General features: G+C 50.6%; 14 protein-coding genes and 1 pseudogene. 5 read left to right on the forward strand and 10 right to left on the reverse strand.

Annotated features, from left to right (window positions below):
- Positions 1-137 precede the first annotated feature (137 nt).
- The 5 genes from DA718_RS24300 to dnaK all read right to left on the reverse strand — a co-directional run bounded on the left by DA718_RS24300 (position 138) and on the right by dnaK (position 7,568).
- Positions 138-1,388, reverse strand: coding sequence for an IS1/IS1595 family N-terminal zinc-binding domain-containing protein (locus DA718_RS24300; RefSeq protein ID WP_112215049.1), 1,251 nt, complete (start codon positions 1,386-1,388; stop codon positions 138-140).
- Positions 1,389-1,535: 147 nt separating this feature from the next.
- Positions 1,536-3,029, reverse strand: coding sequence for a sulfatase family protein (locus DA718_RS24305; protein ID WP_112215050.1), 1,494 nt, complete (start codon positions 3,027-3,029; stop codon positions 1,536-1,538).
- A 20-nt stretch (positions 3,030-3,049) separates the two neighbouring features.
- Positions 3,050-3,817, reverse strand: coding sequence for an outer membrane protein OmpK (locus tag DA718_RS24310; RefSeq protein WP_112215051.1), 768 nt, complete (start codon positions 3,815-3,817; stop codon positions 3,050-3,052).
- Positions 3,818-4,303: 486 nt separating this feature from the next.
- Positions 4,304-5,440: a molecular chaperone DnaJ gene (dnaJ, locus tag DA718_RS24315; RefSeq protein ID WP_110272663.1), complete on the reverse strand. Its 1,137-nt coding sequence runs from the start codon at positions 5,438-5,440 to the stop codon at positions 4,304-4,306.
- 211 nt (positions 5,441-5,651) lie between these two features.
- A complete protein-coding gene (dnaK, locus tag DA718_RS24320) occupies positions 5,652-7,568 on the reverse strand; it encodes a molecular chaperone DnaK (protein WP_112215052.1) in 1,917 nt (638 codons plus the stop codon).
- 381 nt (positions 7,569-7,949) lie between these two features.
- Here dnaK and DA718_RS24325 point away from each other — a divergent pair, with 381 nt between their 5' ends.
- From DA718_RS24325 to satP, 3 genes and pseudogenes are all read left to right on the forward strand, one after another.
- Positions 7,950-8,354, forward strand: a complete 405-nt coding sequence (locus DA718_RS24325; protein WP_112215054.1) for a DUF2541 family protein — start codon at positions 7,950-7,952, stop codon at positions 8,352-8,354.
- A gap of 27 nt (positions 8,355-8,381) precedes the next feature.
- A pseudogene (gene msyB / locus DA718_RS24330) lies at positions 8,382-9,131 on the forward strand (acidic protein MsyB).
- Positions 9,132-9,220: 89 nt separating this feature from the next.
- Positions 9,221-9,787, forward strand: coding sequence for an acetate uptake transporter (satP, locus tag DA718_RS24335; protein WP_110272667.1), 567 nt, complete (start codon positions 9,221-9,223; stop codon positions 9,785-9,787).
- Positions 9,788-9,833: 46 nt separating this feature from the next.
- Here the strand turns inward: satP and DA718_RS24340 are convergent, their stop codons facing one another.
- The 3 genes from DA718_RS24340 to tal all read right to left on the reverse strand — a co-directional run bounded on the left by DA718_RS24340 (position 9,834) and on the right by tal (position 12,905).
- A complete protein-coding gene (locus tag DA718_RS24340; RefSeq protein ID WP_112215056.1) occupies positions 9,834-11,144 on the reverse strand; it encodes an MFS transporter in 1,311 nt (436 codons plus the stop codon).
- A gap of 120 nt (positions 11,145-11,264) precedes the next feature.
- Positions 11,265-11,852, reverse strand: a complete 588-nt coding sequence (gene mog, locus DA718_RS24345; protein ID WP_112215057.1) for a molybdopterin adenylyltransferase — start codon at positions 11,850-11,852, stop codon at positions 11,265-11,267.
- 99 nt (positions 11,853-11,951) lie between these two features.
- The gene (tal, locus tag DA718_RS24350) at positions 11,952-12,905 is read right to left on the reverse strand and encodes a transaldolase (protein WP_110272670.1); all 954 of its coding nucleotides are present in this window, start codon (positions 12,903-12,905) and stop codon (positions 11,952-11,954) included.
- Between the two features lie 203 nt (positions 12,906-13,108).
- Between tal and DA718_RS24355 the strand changes: the two genes are divergently transcribed.
- Both DA718_RS24355 and yaaA read left to right on the forward strand, forming a co-directional pair.
- Entirely contained in the window at positions 13,109-14,539 is a 1,431-nt protein-coding gene (locus tag DA718_RS24355; RefSeq protein WP_112215058.1) for an alanine/glycine:cation symporter family protein, read from the forward strand.
- Positions 14,540-14,616: 77 nt separating this feature from the next.
- Positions 14,617-15,390, forward strand: a complete 774-nt coding sequence (gene yaaA, locus DA718_RS24360) for a peroxide stress protein YaaA (protein WP_112215059.1) — start codon at positions 14,617-14,619, stop codon at positions 15,388-15,390.
- 50 nt (positions 15,391-15,440) lie between these two features.
- Here yaaA and thrC read toward each other — a convergent pair whose 3' ends face one another.
- Together thrC and thrB are read right to left on the reverse strand one after the other, a co-directional pair.
- Positions 15,441-16,721, reverse strand: a complete 1,281-nt coding sequence (gene thrC / locus DA718_RS24365) for a threonine synthase (protein WP_112215060.1) — start codon at positions 16,719-16,721, stop codon at positions 15,441-15,443.
- Between the two features lie 3 nt (positions 16,722-16,724).
- A complete protein-coding gene (gene thrB / locus DA718_RS24370; protein ID WP_112215061.1) occupies positions 16,725-17,654 on the reverse strand; it encodes a homoserine kinase in 930 nt (309 codons plus the stop codon).
- Between the last annotated feature and the right edge of the window lies 1 nt (position 17,655).

Raw genomic sequence — 17,655 nt, forward strand, 5'->3', positions numbered from 1 at the left:
AAAAGTATAATACACGCACCAATAATTCGAAAAAAACAGTTTTAAATTGCCATTAAGATCGTATTTTACGAATGATTAGTCATTTAAAAATAGATTTTATCAATGTATAAGCGGAGCGAAGATCCGGGGTATAAGGCTTAAAGGTGAAGGTTGTTGTATTCGTACTTCAAATGATTCAACGCTGCCGTCACATTGGCAGGTGACATCCGGTTCAACCAGGGAAGAAAGGGGTGTTGATGAATATATTGTATAAATTCGCTTGCACTACGTAAGGACGCATTGCGTAGCGGGCTGGTTTTTTTATTCCCGGTCAGGTTACAAACGGCCATGGCGTAATCACGTGTGGAGAAGGTTCGCCAGACGTTGTTACGAATCCCCCCACTGTAAAACAGACGTGGAGGCATATCCCTTTGCGGAGGGACCGAGCCCCGTTCTCTGACAAATGAAATATGGCAGCGCCCCTGCTGAACGTCGAGTAAATTCGCCATCATGCAGCCGCCAAGAATGAAGCATTCATGATCGAGGTAATGTTGAACGTTAAGAGAGCGCTCATCCGTTAGCATCCGTACCAGTTCGAAGTGCCGATAGGCCGGTAAAACGGGTTTAACCAGCATTCCCCGCTCGTGCCGATGCAACGCCGCAGGGCCATAGTCAATATCAAACAGCGCGACGCGTCGCCGCATCGTGAGCATTTCCTTGCGCTGCACAAGATGAGCCAGGGTTCCTGGGGGCATTCGTTCTTCGTATTGCGATTGGTACTGGTACTCTGCCTCAACGGGTTGTGAAGTGTAGTTTGTCGAGATAGCCACAACCTTACCACTCGCTTCCTCAGCGGTGGCCAGGACGTACAGACGATTATCTCCACCATTAAAGCTGATGCTAAATGCTCGCGTACTGAGAACAATGTCAAATGTCGGGAAAGCGAAACCGCGCTCAACCAGGCCCGCACGATAAGATAAATTAGCCAGCTCGCGGCCTAGCGTCGTGTTATCGATAGCCAACTGGGTGCGAATATCGCTAAGTGAGCTTCCCTCTTTAATTAAAGCGGCGAGATGTTCCTGCCGGAGGCTAATTTTAGCTTTATCAGGTATAACGAGTGTCTTACCGCAATCGCGACATGACATTCGTCGTTCCCCCTGCGCCGAGTAGCCATAGCGTTTTAGCGAAAAACTGCCGCAGCCTGGGCACTGTTTAATTAACCCCTTCCATCCCTGGTTTACCGTGCGGCGAAAGGCGTTAAGGGATTTAGCGGAAATAGGGGGAAAGAGAAAGCCACACTCCCGGCACAATATATTATTCCCCTGATAAATGTAATCAGGACTATTAAGAACCCCCATATTTTTACATCCCGGGGTTTTACAGCTATCAACATTAACGTCATTAAACATATTCACTCCCTGCGAATATGCATCGCATGCGGGTTGGCGTTCATCATCATATGACCTATAAATAAAAATACCTGATTCAACGCCAAGACGCTGAATCAGGTGGGCATAGCCCTAAGTGGCATACTATGATGGTATTATTATGTTCTTTTAGCCCCAAGTGACCGGTGTTGGCTTATCACCGCGAGCTTTCATTAATGAATCGTTATCGATGTCATTTTTGTACTTCAGAAATTCTGCATAGATCCGCTTCTCAACTTCGGGCTGCTTGCCAATTTGGTTTAGCGTTTCCGCGCGATCTTGCTTCAGGTTATAGAGATATTTAGCTTTACCTTCGCGGTCAATAATCATTTTCCAGTCACCATCGCGAATTGCCCATTCATCGGTAGGATCGTCCTGGAATGGCATATCAATACCGAAGATTAATGGTTTCAGACGATTGAGTTCTTTCTTCTCCAGCACCGGCATTATCGATTGACCATCATAAGTTCTGTCCGTCGGTAAAGAGAAGTTCATCATTTGCGCCAGAGTCGGCATCCAGTCCAGGCCTGATATTGGCGTTTCTGAAACCATGCCCTGCGGGATATGGTTACCATATTTAATAATCGCCGGAACTCGAATGCCACCTTCCCAGAGATTATCTTTACGACCACGTAAACCATCCGTTTCACCAGCAAGATTCAACTCATATACTTTGCGCGCTTCACGCGTGACCGGGCCATTGTCGCTGGTAAAAATAACAATCGTATTCTCTTCTTCACCCATTGTTTTGATTTTATCGAGCACTTTCCCAACCTGAGCATCCATATAGCTAATGTTGGCATAATACTCTCCAACGCCGCGCCACGGTTTATCTGCCCAGTCGCCGTAGAACAGATCCGGATGCTGCTTAGCATACGCGCTGATATAGGGGGAATACATATCAAGATACTGCTTCGGCGATGCCAACGGGCTGTGCACTTCGGTAAAGGCGACGTAGAGAAAGAAAGGCTTTTCATCTTTCTTATTATCCAGCCAGTTCAGCACTTCCGAGCTCACCAGTTCGCCGCTGAAGGTATTCGCCCGACCAAGGGGTTTTTCATTACGCGTAAAGCCGGTGGGATAGACCATCCCGTAGCGAGGGCGCTGCTTAGCACTATCCAGAGTTGAGTCGGTAACAAAACCGGCGGTATTAACCAGTCGGTAGTCAAACCCCATATCTTTGGCCTGCGGCTGATCGGTTCGACCCGCACCAGCGTTGAGATGAAGCTTGCCCATCATAGCCGTATCGTAACCTTGCTGTTTCAGCAAGTTGGCAATCGTCAGCTCATTACGTCCCAACGCAACATCTTTGCCATCCGGGATCCATGACCGTATGCCGGTACGAAACGGCATACGACCGGTCAATAATCCCGCGCGCGAAGGTGAACACAGCGGTGCCGGAGCGTAATAATCGGTAAACCTCACTCCTTCCTGAGCTAACTTGTCAATATTCGGCGTTTTGACAATCTGATGACCGTAGGCGGAAAGGTCGCCGTAGCCTAAATCATCAGCCAGAATAATCACTAAGTTAGGCTGTTTAACATCAGCAGCATAAACAGTCGTCAGGGTGCTTCCTGCACATAATGCCAGGCAAATCATACCAGCGACAAATGTCTTCTTCATTTTAGTCCCTTTGAATAGATTTAAAATTCATAACCCAACATATAAATCATTTGGTCACCAAATCCGTCGTAACCCAGTTTATTATCAAAATAACGCCAGGTAATAGCTGCTTTCCAGCGAGGATAAAACTTCCAGGCCAATGTCAGCCCGCCGTTGATACCGTTATGACCATTCTGCTGCTCAGCATAAGCATCATTCCTGTCTAATTCAATTTCATTCCAGTTTGATAAGACAAACTTTTCATCATATAAATTGAAAATGTACGCAGCGGTCCAACCAATAACGTAACCATTCCAACCGCTGGTCTGCCCATATTTTTGAGAAACATAGTCACCAGATTGGCTATGCAACCCTATATAGGGTTTTAAAAATCCCCAGGAGCCTTGCCAGCCAAGATAACCCAAACCATAAAAGAGGTCTAAATCATCCCCCCATGAGTTATCCCATTGCCCGTAAATCTTACCAAAAAAGGTATAATCAGAATCAAATAAACGGACATGGGTCATAGCAGAAACGGTATGATTACGTCCGGCGACCGAATGGTTTAATACATTACTTTCAAAAAAAGAGTAGAACTCTGCCTCTCTGAAATTCACACCAAAATCAGTTGTTGCTTTCCATACTTCGCCACGGTGCACATTAACAAAACCGCTATTCCAGTCAGCATATCCTGCATTTATTGACCCAAATGCATTTTTAAACTCCAGTGCCTGTACTGTGCTACTCCACAAACAGCATGATGAAGCAGCCAATGTACCAATAAGTAATATTTTTATTCTTCGAGGCATCTAATTATACTCTCCACGATTATATTTTAGTTATATAAAAACAAACCACGAAGAGAGTATTAAACGAAAGTGATATTATATTGGTGATAGAAATCTCACATAACGATATAACGACAGGGATGAACAGGTTAGTGTCAAATAGTGTTGCTAATGCGAACGTAATTGAGTGTTATTTATTGTGCAGAGTAATTCATCAACACAACTGATATTTTATCGTAATTCATAAAATGTAAATATATTCACAAAATGAGTTTTAAATAACATTACGGATGGATTCTTAGCATCCTGGTATCACAGAAGGGTACAAAGTTTTATGTTATCGGTAGATCTATTCAATCATAAACAACCCGCCGTTACCAAGCTTCCGGCGAATCGAAGCTGACCACCAGAAATGGCTAGCGCACAGCCTGGCTGGGGGTTTTCTTGATAGAAAAAAGCCTGAGCACAAAGGCCCAGGCTCGAGGTAAGACAGGAAATGAACAGCAATCAGCGGGTCAAATCATCAAAGAACTTCTTCACGCCGTCGAAGAAACTTTTGGAGCGTGGGCTATTTTTCTCGCCCGTTGGCCCACCAAAACTTTCCTGGAGATCTTTCAGTAGCTGCTTTTGCTTGTCATTGAGACCAACCGGCGTTTCGACCACTACGCGGCACAGCAGATCGCCCTGCGCACCACCGCGCACGGACTTCACGCCTTTACCACGCATGCGGAATAGTTTACCGGTCTGCGTCTCACCAGGCACTTTCAGGTTCACACGACCATCCAGCGTCGGCACTTCAATCTCGCCGCCAAGTGCAGCCATAGTGAAGTTAATCGGGACTTCACAATACAGGTTGTTCCCTTCACGCTCGAAGATTGCATGCTGCTTAACCTGAACCTGAACATACAGATCGCCCGCTGGCGCGCCATGCTCGCCCGCTTCGCCTTCACCCGCCAGGCGGATACGATCGCCGGTATCTACGCCTGCCGGGATCTTAACCGACAGGGTTTTTGTCTTCTCAACGCGACCGTGACCGTGGCATTTGTTGCACGGATCTTTAATCAACGTCCCGCGACCCTGGCAGTGTGGACAGGTCTGCTGTACGGCGAAAAAGCCCTGGCGCATCTGAACCTGGCCTGCTCCATGACAAGTCGGGCAGGTTTGCGGTTGGCTACCCGCTTTAGCGCCGCTGCCGTGGCAAACGTCGCACTCTTCCAGCGTTGGGATACGGATCTCTTTGGTCACGCCACGCACGGCTTCTTCCAGAGTCAGATCCATGTTGTAGCGTAGATCGGCACCGCGCGAAGCGCGCTGACGGCCACGACCGCCACCGAAAATATCGCCAAATACGTCGCCAAAGATATCGCCGAAGTCAGCACCACCGCCACCAAAACCGCCGCCGCCGCCCATGCCGCCTTGTTCAAAGGCCGCGTGACCATACTGATCGTAGGCCGCACGCTTCTGGGCATCGGTCAGGATTTCATACGCTTCTTTGATTTCTTTGAATTTTGCTTCGGCCTCTTTATCGCCCTGGTTACGGTCCGGGTGATATTTCATGGCCAGGCGTTTGTAGGCCTTTTTGATTTCACGCTCTTCCGCTGTTCTGGAAACGCCTAAAATCTCGTAATAATCTTGCTTTGCCATTGGTGTTTTTCAGCCCCTAAACATGCGAACACGGGCGCAGAGTATACACTTCAACCTTCAAACCGCCTCTGCGTTGGCTTCGTTCGTTCATCCCAGTCACGTACTTATGTACGCTCATGGGATTCACTCTCTTGCCGCCTTGATGCAATTTGAATGATTTTGTGTATAAGCTTCTACGCCCGTGCCGATTAATTACCCTGCATCAGGGCGATTATTTTTTGTCTTTCACTTCTTCGAACTCAGCGTCAACAACATCGTCGTCCTTCGCGTTGCTCTCTTGAGCGTCAGCGCCGCCAGCCTGCTGCTGTGCGTGCTGCTGCTGAGCGATTTCCATCAGCTTCTGAGAAACCTGAGCCAGCGCCTGCATTTTCGCTTCGATGTCCGCTTTATCTTCACCTTTCAGCGAAGTTTCCAGCGCGGTCAATGCAGACTCGATGGCAGTTTTATCGTCAGCCGGCAGTTTGTCGCCTGCTTCTTCAACCTGCTTACGAGTGCTGTGCAGCAGATGGTCGCCCTGGTTACGGGTCTGAACCAGCTCTTCAAACTTACGGTCAGATTCTGCGTTCGCTTCTGCTTCACGAACCATCTTCTGAATTTCTTCTTCGTTCAGACCAGAAGAAGCCTTGATGGTGATCTTCTGCTCTTTACCGCTGTTTTTGTCTTTCGCGGAAACGTGCAGGATACCGTCAGCATCGATGTCGAAGGTGACTTCGATCTGTGGCATGCCGCGCGGTGCCGGACTGATACCGTCCAGATTGAACTGGCCAAGATCTTTGTTATCAGAAGCACGTTTACGCTCACCCTGCAGCACATGGATGGTTACCGCAGACTGGTTGTCTTCAGCGGTAGAGAACACCTGGCTGTGCTTGGTCGGGATGGTGGTGTTTTTGTTGATGAGCGCAGTCATCACACCGCCCATGGTTTCGATACCCAGAGACAGCGGGGTAACGTCCAGCAGCAGTACGTCTTTCACTTCACCCGTCAGTACACCACCCTGGACAGCTGCACCGATAGCAACGGCTTCGTCCGGGTTAACGTCTTTACGCGGCTCTTTACCAAAGAATTCAGCCACTTTCTTCTGAACCATTGGCATACGTGTCTGCCCACCGACCAGGATAACGTCCTGGATATCAGATACGGACAGGCCAGCATCCTGCAGAGCGACTTTCAGCGGCTCGATTGAACGGTTCACCAGGTCTTCAACCAGGCTTTCCAGTTTCGCACGGGTCACTTTGATGTTCATGTGTTTCGGACCAGACGCATCTGCGGTGATGTACGGCAGGTTCACGTCGGTCTGTTGCGCAGAAGACAGCTCAATTTTCGCTTTTTCTGCGGCTTCTTTCAGGCGCTGCATAGCCAGCGGATCATTACGCAGGTCAATGCCCTGATCTTTCTTAAACTCATCGACGAGGTAGTTGATCATACGGCTATCGAAGTCTTCACCACCGAGGTGGGTGTCACCGTTGGTCGCCAGAACTTCAAAGGTTTTTTCGCCGTCAACTTCGTCGATTTCGATAACGGAGATATCGAAAGTACCACCACCCAGGTCATAAACCGCGATAGTACGGTTACCGACTTCTTTATCCAGACCGTAAGCCAGCGCAGCTGCGGTTGGTTCGTTGATGATACGTTTGACTTCCAGACCCGCGATACGACCGGCATCTTTAGTAGCCTGACGCTGAGCATCGTTGAAGTATGCAGGTACGGTGATAACCGCTTCAGTTACCGGTTCGCCCAGGTAATCTTCAGCCGTTTTCTTCATTTTTTTCAGCACTTCAGCAGAGATCTGCGGCGGTGCCATTTTCTGGCCCTTAACATCAATCCATGCATCACCGTTGTCAGCACCGATGATTTTGTACGGCATGATGGCTTCATCACGCTGTACTTCTTCGTCCTGGAAGCGGCGACCGATCAGGCGTTTAATCGCAAACAGGGTATTTTGCGGGTTTGTCACTGCCTGACGTTTAGCCGGCTGACCAACCAGAGTTTCACCATCCTGGGTATAGGCAATGATAGAAGGTGTGGTGCGATCGCCTTCGGCGTTCTCCAGCACACGAGCAGTAGTGCCATCCATAATCGCTACACAAGAGTTGGTAGTACCCAGGTCGATACCAATAATTTTACCCATCTAAACGTCTCCACTAAAATTTCATTCAACATGTGGTTGTGAACCTGTAATAAGGGCGAAACGTGCGGTTTCAACTGCCCAGACATCATTTTTTTCAGGTTCATTCACTGCGGTTGACTACAAGATGGGGTCACCCACCGCTTCATCAAGGGGGGACGACAAAAAAAATTTGCCTTCGCAGCCCTACGGGATGGGACGAACCGGGGTCAAAAATCGAATATGGGGGTAAAACACGCCAACACATAAATAATTAAAATAATTAGAGGCGATATATTCGTGAAATTATTGACATAATCCGCAATAATTACCGACTAAAAGCAATAAAGCTCCGGTGATAAAGTATTTTCCAGGTGTAATAAATTAAATAACTGGAAAATTCTCATGAAATCACTCATTCATATATCAACGGGATTGCTTTTAAGCACCGCATTAGTGGCTTCAGTATCTGCTAACGATCATAAAATTTTAGGCGTAGTCGCCATGCCAAGAAATGAGACTAACGACCTGACTCTGAAGCTGCCTGTTTGTCGGGTGATTAAGCGTATCCAACTCACGACTGACCGAGGCGATGTCCAGCTCTCCGGCGCAACGGTGTACTTTAAAGCCAGCAATAGCGCCAGCCAGAGCCTCAATGTACCGTCAATGATAAAGCAAGGTACAACCACCAACTGGATTAACATTAATAGTGACAACGATAATAAACGTTGTGTGAAGAAAATTGCTTTTTCCGGCCACACGATAAACTCCTCTGACATGGCCTCGCTAAAAATTATCGGCGATGATTAATATCACTCACTACGCATACAAGCCCCTATGAAAATTAATTATCTGGATGATGAAGATCTCTCTTTTCTCCATCAATGTAGTGAAGAACATCTGGCAACATTTACGCGTATTCTGACCCACAACGAGAATGGCAAGCCACGTCTCTCAAGCACACTATTACGTAATGAAACTTTTCAGGCGATGGAAGGACATCCTGAACGCTATCGTCGTAACTGGCAGTTGATCGCCGGTGAGCTCCAGCACTTTGGTGGCGATAGCATCGCCAATACGCTTCGTCGTCACGGCAAGTTCTATCGAGCAATCCTGCTGGATGTTTGCAAACGATTGAAAGTCAAAGCTGATAAACAAATGTCCACACCTGAAATTGAGCAACATCTGTTGGAACACTTCCTGGAACATAGTTGGAAGAAGATGGATGACCAACAGAAAGCCGATTTCTTCACTGCCGTGGAGTGTCGAGTCAAAGAGCAAAAAGAGCTACTTCCCCATCTGCTCCAGACACATAAGCTGGCACAAGGGGTCTCGCATATTCTTGAAGCACGCTTGACGAAAATTCTCCGCACCCACGCTGCGGTCAGCGTTATCGGTCATGGTTTAGTCCGTGGAGCAGGGCTTGGCGGTCCCCTCGGCGCAGCGGTTAATGGTGTAAAAGCCGTTAGCGGTAGCGCTTATCGAGTCACCATCCCGGCAGTGCTCCACGTCGCTTGTTTAAGGCGAATGGCCAGGCTTCATCAGGCAGAATAATAAATTGGTGAAAAATACCCCGCCAGATCATAGACAGTGCAGCAAGTCCTCATTATTATGCCGCGCCCTGTCACTAAGTGGCAGGGTAATGCTTCCCTTTCTAATCAATATTTTGAGGAATTATGGGCAACACTAAGTTGGCTAATCCGGCACCGCTGGGCCTTATGGGCTTCGGCATGACCACTATTTTGCTTAACCTGGCGAATAGCGGCCTGTTCGCGTTCGATGTAGCTATCCTGGCGATGGGCATTTTTTACGGCGGTATTGCGCAGATTTTTGCCGGCCTGCTGGAATTTAAAAAAGGCAACACCTTTGGTTTAACCGCATTTACGTCCTACGGTGCCTTTTGGTTGACGCTAGTCGCGATTCTTCTGATGCCGAAAATGGGCCTTGCTGAAGCGCCTAACGCGCACTTCCTCGGCATGTATCTCGGCCTGTGGGGAGTCTTTACCCTGTTTATGTTCTTTGGCACCCTGAAAGCCGCACGCATGCTGCAGTTTGTTTTCCTGAGCCTGACCGTGCTGTTTGCTCTGCTGGCGATTGGTCACCTGGTCGATAACGAAGGCATCGTTAAGATTGCTGGTTGGGTGGGTCTGGTCTGCGGTGCTAGCGCCATCTATCTGGCGATGGGTGAAGTGTTGAACGAGCAGTTTGGCCGCACCGTTCTGCCAATCGGCGAAAAGCATTAATTAACTTCGCCGCCCGATAGCGAGCGGCAAAGTGGGTCACATTGATTTAAGGCAGGCGCTGCAGCTCACCTTGTGGTGCAGCGACCTGTTTATCCAGCCCCTGGCGTAGCCAAATCCCCAGCCCCAATCCCATAAACGACAGCGCCAGCACGTACCAGGCAGGTGCCATCGGCGACACGCCCATCAGCATGGTCACAGCAATCGGCGTCAGGCCGCCGAAGATGGCATAGGACACATTATAAGAGAATGAAATACCGGTAAATCGCACCTCCGCCGGGAAAGCACGCACCATCACATACGGTACCGCCCCCACCACGCCGACACACAACCCGACCGTGCCATAGAGCAGAAACAGACGCTGCGGGCTATCTCCGGAAAGATGATAGAAAGCCCAGCTAGAGGCCGCCAGAAATAAACTCCCGACAATAAACGTACGGCTGGCGCCAAACTTATCGGCCGCCAGGCCTGCCAGCAGACAGCCGATGCATAACATGATGGTGGCGATACTGTTAGCTTGCAGGGTGATTGCAGGGGCAAAACCATAGTGCTTTTGCAGCCAGACCGGCGACATCAGAATCACCACCACCACCCCGGCGGATAAGAGCCAGGTCAGCAGCATAGAAACGACCACCGCTTTTTGATGCTTCAGCGCTACGGCTTTAACCGGCAGCTCCTGCGCTAACGCTTTGCGCTGCTGCATTTCAAGGAAAATAGGCGTCTCCTGCAACCAACGACGCAAGTACATGGCGACAAGACCAAACGCACCGCCTAACAGGAAAGGAATACGCCAGCCGCCATCGTGGATACCCTGCGGGGTCATATTGGTATTAATCAGCGTTGCCACTACCGATCCCAGTAAGATACCCACCGTCAGGCCCGCAGTTAGCGTGCCGCAGGCGATACCGATTCTTTTTTCCGGAACATGCTCAGCGACAAAAACCCAGGCCCCTGGAACCTCACCACCAATCGCAGCCCCCTGGAGAATACGCATAAACAGCAGCAAAAGCGGTGCCACGATGCCCATCGACTCATAGGTTGGCAGCAGACCAATCGCCAGCGTCGGCAGCGCCATCAGCAAAATACTCAGGGTAAACATTTTCTTACGCCCGACGAGATCGCCGAAGTGGGCCATAATGATGCCGCCAAGAGGACGTGCTAAATAGCCCGCGGCAAAAATGCCGAAGGTCTGCACCTGGCGCAGCCATTCAGGAATATCTGTCGGAAAGAACAGCTCGCCAACAACGGCGGCAAAGAAGACAAAGATAATGAAATCATAAAACTCCAGCGCGCCGCCGAGGGCGGCCAGCGTCAGAGTTTTATAATCCTGTCGATTCAGAGGTCGGTTATATTGTGACATAACGGGCATTCATCCAGAGGTATGAAGATGTTCTACGTAATGTGTAAAGTTAAAAACACTATATCGTAAATAAAACAACACACCACAGGTGATGCAACTTATGTCAGGAATGCATAAAATTCAGGATAAAGTTTCACGCCTTGCGCTTTTAGGGCGAAAAGCTGCTACCACATCGCCGTTAGTTTCGACATAAGGCCCCTCAAGCAGCTGTACACAATATGGTACACTCGCAAAAACACCGTGTACCAGCACCTTACCTTCAGCATCTTTAACGCCTTCCAGCGTTTCCTCGATAGCTTTAGGCTGGCCTGGAAGATTGAGGATCAGCGCCTGCTTGCGGATAACGCCAACCTGACGAGAAAGAATAGCCGTCGGCACAAAGTGCAGGCTAACCTGGCGCATTTGTTCGCCAAAGCCCGGCATGACTCTGTCGGCAATGGCCAGCGTCGCATCCGGGGTCACATCGCGTCGGGCCGGCCCCGTGCCGCCAGTCGTCAGAACCAGATGGCAGCCCATCTCATCGACCAACTCACACAGCGTTTGTTCAATAATAATCTGTTCATCCGGGATTAAGCGGGTCTGCAGTTCGAAAGGCGTGGATAGCGCACGGGCCAGCCACTCTTCAAGCGCCGGGATACCTTTATCCTGATAGACGCCGCTGGAGGCGCGATCGGAAATGGAAACTAAGCCAATTCGTAAGGTGTTCATGATTATTCCGTTCAAACAGTATTAATAGACAGAATAATACACCGAGGGGGACAAGGCAGACAGTTTAATGTGGCCGACGGGCGTCGGCCACATGCGGGATTACAGCAGATCGCCGATCATTTTTTCCAGTTTTTCCTGGTCGATCGCAAACTTACGGATACCATCCGCCAGTTTGTCTACCGCCATCGGATCCTGGTTATGCTGCCACAGGAACTGGGATTCGGTAATGCGAGCCGGACGCGCTTTAACTTCGCCGCTGAACGCCAGTTTGCGTTCGATTGCACCTTCGCTTTCCGCCAGCTCTTTCAGCAGGGTCGGAGCGATAGTCAGGCGGTCACAGCCAGCCAGTTCCAGAATTTCGCCGAGATTACGGAAGCTTGCGCCCATAACCACCGTTTCATAGCCGTGCTGTTTGTAGTATTCGTAGATTTCTCTTACGGAAACCACGCCTGGATCTTCTGCCGGTGCATATTCTTTCTTATCGGTGTTCGCTTTGTACCAGTCGAGAATACGGCCAACAAACGGAGAAATCAGGAACACGCCCGCTTCCGCACAAGCACGCGCCTGAGCGAAGGAGAACAGCAGAGTCAGGTTACAGTTGATGCCTTCTTTTTCCAGCTGCTCAGCAGCACGAATGCCCTGCCAGGTAGAAGCCAGTTTGATAAGAATGCGATCGTTACCGATGCCAGCATCGTTATACAGTTTGATGATGCGCTTAGCTTTGGCAATCGACGCCTCGGTGTCGTAGGACAGACGAGCGTCAACTTCGGTGGAAATACGGCCAGGGATCAGCTTGAGGATTTCGAGACCGATGTTCACCGCCAGCTTATCGGAAGCATCGATAATCTGCTGTGCGCGATCGCTGCTCTGACCACGGGCCCAGGCAACAGCATCATCAATCAGCTTACGGTACTCAGGGATCTGAGCCGCGCCGAGAATCAAAGAAGGGTTAGTCGTGGCGTCCTGAGGCTGATACAGCTTCATTGCCGCGATATCTCCGGTATCAGCTACGACAGTGGTGTACTGACGCAGAGAAGTCAATTTATCCGTCATGATAGTGTTTCTCTTAAACAGCAGTTAAGGGGATGTAACCGGTCTGCCAAGATGATAACACGCTGCCGGGTCAGCGCAACCGCCGACAATGTAAGAGCGCAGAGTGTGATAAACTTAGTCAATTAATTACCTGAACACTAAAGGATTGTCACTGAATTGGTAGCGCTTACACTCGCGCACCGGCATGGACAAGAGGATGTTTAATGCCTGATTTTCTGTCTTTTATCAATGAAGTACTCTGGGGCTCGGTAATGATTTACCTGTTACTGGGCGCTGGCGTCTGGTTTACCTGGCGATCAAAATATATTCAGTTTCGTTATGTTCGCCAGTTTGGCAAAAGTCTGAAAAAAAGTCTTCAGCCGCAGCCTGGAGGATTAACATCCTTTCAGGCATTGTGTACCAGTCTGGCTGCGCGCGTTGGTAGCGGTAATCTGGCAGGCGTCGCGCTGGCCATTGCCGCAGGCGGTCCGGGTGCCGTTTTTTGGATGTGGGTCTCTGCGCTGATCGGTATGGCCAGCAGCTTTGCCGAATGCTCTCTCGCCCAACTTTATAAAGAACGAGATTCCCGTGGGCAGTTTCGCGGCGGCCCTGCCTGGTACATGGCTCGGGGATTAGGCATGCGCTGGATGGGAGTCCTGTTTTCCATTTTACTGCTGATAGCCTACTGCGTCATTTTCAACACCGTGCAGGCCAACTCTGTTGCCCATGCTCTGGAGTATGCATTCCATTTACCCGAGATTATCACCGGCGGTGTACTCGCGATTCTTACCCTGTTGGTTATCGTTCGGGGCATTCGCGGCGTAGCACGATTAATGCAGTGGATCGTGCCGGGAATGGCTCTGCTCTGGGTGATAACCAGTCTGGTCATCGGCCTCTGGCATATCACCGCACTGCCAACGATTTTTGAAACCATTTTCCGCTGCGCCTTTGGCTGGCAAGAGGCGGCCGCAGGCGCAGTCGGCTATACCATTAGCCAGGCACTCACCAGCGGTTTTCAGCGCGGTATGTTCTCAAACGAAGCAGGTATGGGTTCGACACCGAATGCCGCAGCAGCGGCCGCCTCCTGGCCTCCTCATCCTGCCGCTCAGGGGATAGTCCAGATGATAGGCGTCTTCATTGATACGATAGTGATCTGCACCGCCAGCGCGGTTATCATCATGCTCGCGCCGAACGACGGCAACGGTGAGGCGGTGAACGGTATTCAGGCGATTCAACATGCCATGAGCAACCTCGTCGGCGGCTGGGGATCCAGTTTTGTCGCCTTTATCGTATTGCTTTTCGCCTTCAGCTCTATCGTTGCAAACTATGTCTATGCCGAAAATAATCTGATCTTTCTGCGCCTGGATAGCACACGAAACATCTGGGTGCTACGGCTTCTCACGCTGAGCATGGTCGTCACCGGATCGATGGTCAGTTTACCGGTTGTCTGGCAGATGGCGGATATCATCATGGCACTCATGGCGATTACTAACCTGACGGCAATCCTGCTGCTGTCGCCAACAGTACGGATCATTGCCAGTGATTACCTACGCCAGCGCCGACTGGGGCAGCGACCGGAGTTTGATGTCACCCGCTATCCCGAGATTCATCAGCAGTTGGTGCCGGGAACCTGGGATAATCTGCCGCGCGAATAGCGCGGCAATCGCAGCTATCGATCCTCCCAGTACTTTTTTTTGATAAAGTCATAACAAATTACCCGCAAGGACTGGATATGCTGATTCTGATTTCACCTGCAAAAACGCTTGATTATCAAAGCCCACTGGCGACCGCTCGCTATACCCAGCCTGAACTATTAGAGTATTCTCAGGAGATTATCGGCATCGCCCGTCAGCTATCAGCACCGCAAATAGGTAAGCTGATGAGCATCAGCGATAAGCTGGCTGACCTCAATGCAACTCGTTTTCATGACTGGCATCCGGATTTCACACCGGATAACGCCCGTCAGGCCATTCTGGCGTTTAAGGGCGATGTCTACACCGGCCTACAGGCAGAAACTTTTAGCGAAGCTGACTTTGATTTTGCCCAGCAGCATCTGCGTATGCTCTCCGGCCTTTATGGCGTACTACGCCCGCTGGATCTCATGCAGCCTTATCGCCTGGAAATGGGCATTAAGCTTGAAAACGCGAAGGGCAAAGACCTGTATCAGTACTGGGGAGAAGTGATTACCGATAAGCTAAATCAGGCGCTGAAAGCGCAGGGTGACGATGTCGTGATTAACCTGGCCTCTGATGAATACTTCAGATCGGTCAAACCTAAACAGCTTGAGGGTCAGTTGATTAAGCCGGTTTTCCTTGATGAGAAAAACGGTAAGTTCAAGGTGATCAGCTTCTACGCTAAAAAAGCGCGCGGCTTAATGAGCCGTTACATTATTGAAAATCGCTTAACCAAACCCGAACAACTAACCAACTTCGATAGCGAAGGTTATTTCTTTGATGCTGATGCTTCTGATAAAAGCGAGATGGTCTTTAAGCGCCACGAACAGTAAAACAAGCTCCCCTTTCGCAGAACGGTGCGTCAGGGGAGCCTGATTCAGGCTTAACCCATCATCAGCTTACGCAGCGCGGCATAATCTGCCGGCAAGTTATGTGACAGCAGCGGCAGGTCAGCACGATCGGCCAGCTCTTTCGGCAGCGGCAGCGTCTCTTGCAGAATCTCTTCCACGCTCTCTTTAAATTTCGCCGGATGCGCCGTTCCAAGGAACAGGCCGTACTCGCCTGGCTGCAGCTGGTCGCGTAGCGCACGATAAGCGATCGCCGCATGCGGTTCTGAGGTATAGCCAATGGCTTTCAGTTCACGCATGGTGTCTTTGGTGGTTTCATCATCCACCGCCGCGTAGCCCAGCTCGTTCAAACGCCAGGTCTTACGGCGGAACAGTTCTTCCACGCGCGGCCAGTTATTCGGCTGGCTGACGTCCATAGCGTTAGACAAGGTAGCCTGTGTCGCTTTCGGCGACCAGTTACCGTCCTGCAGGAAACGCGGCACGGTATCGTTGGCATTGGTTGCCGCAATAAAGCGTTTGATCGGCAGGCCCAGAGACTTCGCCAGCAGTCCCGCGGTCAGGTCGCCAAAGTTGCCGCTTGGCACAGAGATAACCAGCTGATTACGGGCTTCCTGCGGCAGTTGTGCTACCGCTTCGAAGTAGTAGCAAATCTGCGCCAACAGGCGGCTAATATTAATTGAGTTTGCCGAATTCAGACCTAGCGCAACCTTCAGCTCTTCATCGTCAAAAGCCTGCTTAACCAGCGCCTGACAAGCATCAAAATCACCATCGATAGCGACGGTCTCGATGTTTCCGCCGAGGGTACAGAACAGTTTTTCCTGCAGTGGACTGATTTTACCGCGCGGATAGAGGATGACGACCTTGACGTTTGGTAGGCCATAAAATGCGTGTGCGACCGCCGCGCCGGTATCGCCGGATGTTGCCGTCAGAATGGTCACCGGTTTGTCGCCCGCGATATGGGTCAGCATTTGCGCCATAAAGCGGCCGCCGAAGTCTTTAAACGCCAGCGTCGGGCCGTGGAATAACTCCAGGCAGCCCACATCGTCTTGCACTTTGCTGACCGGTGCCGGGAAGGCGAAGGCTGCGCCGATACGCTCTTGCAGGACCGCGTGCGGGATCTCATCGCCAATCATTGCCGATAAAATTTTCGCGCTACGCGAGACAAAATCCAGCGCCAGCATGTCATCGATTTCGCTCAGGTTGAATTCCGGCAGATCGTGCGGAAAGAACAGTCCCTGCTGCTTGCCAAGCCCCTGCGTCACGGCCTGCGCAAAGCTGACCTGTTCGTTATGATCTTTTAAGTTATAGAGTTTCATTGGTTATCCCACTACTCGAGCGCCCGCCGTGTCCAGCCGGCAAATATGAACGAAGCCTTCCTGATTTTGCAGATAGTGCGTAGCCAGCCAGTCGGCGACGCGCTGCGCGGTTTCCGGTTTATCGCATAACGCGAACAACGTCGGACCGGAACCGGAAATGCCGCACGCCTGCGCGCCAATTTCCATTGCTGCCTGACGCGCTTCGCTGAAGCCCGGCAGTAGTTTGGTACGATACGGTTCGGCAATCACATCTTTCATCAATTTCGCCGCCAGCAGAGGCTGACGGGTATAGCAGGCGTGAATGAAGCCCGCCAGATGGCGACCATGTGCGATGCAGTCCTGGCGGCGATACTGCGCCGGGAGAATCGCCCGCGCTTCCGCCGTTGAGACTTTAATCCCCGGATAAGCCAGCACCCATAGCCACTCGTCAAACCCTGGAATCTGCTGACTGATGATGCCGTTTTCCTCAATCATCAACTGGATACCGCCAAGGTAGCAAGGCGCGACGTTATCGTAATGAATACTGCCAGAAATCCGCCCTTCCATCTCGCCCATCAGCGCCAGCATCCGGGTTTCATTGAGTGGCTTACCGCAGAATTCATTCATTGCCACCAGCGCGGCGACGACGGAACAGGCGCTGGAACCCAAGCCGGAACCGATCGGCATATTTTTTTCCAGCGTCATCGCCACCGGGATCTTTTTGCCAATTTCCTGACAGAAACGCTCCCAGCATTGATAGACGATATTTTCCTGCGGAACTGTCGGCAGCTTGCTGGCGAAACGACCAACGTTTTGCAGGCTGAAGCTCTCAGCGGCTTCCACCGTCACATTGTCTCCCAGCAGCGTACCGTCAACCGGCGTCACCGCAGCCCCCAGCACATCAAACCCGACGCTCATATTGGCACTGGAAGCCGGGGCATATACTTTGACCATC

Origin of the sequence: Klebsiella huaxiensis, assembly GCF_003261575.2 — a bacterium.
Classification (GTDB): domain Bacteria; phylum Pseudomonadota; class Gammaproteobacteria; order Enterobacterales; family Enterobacteriaceae; genus Klebsiella; species Klebsiella huaxiensis.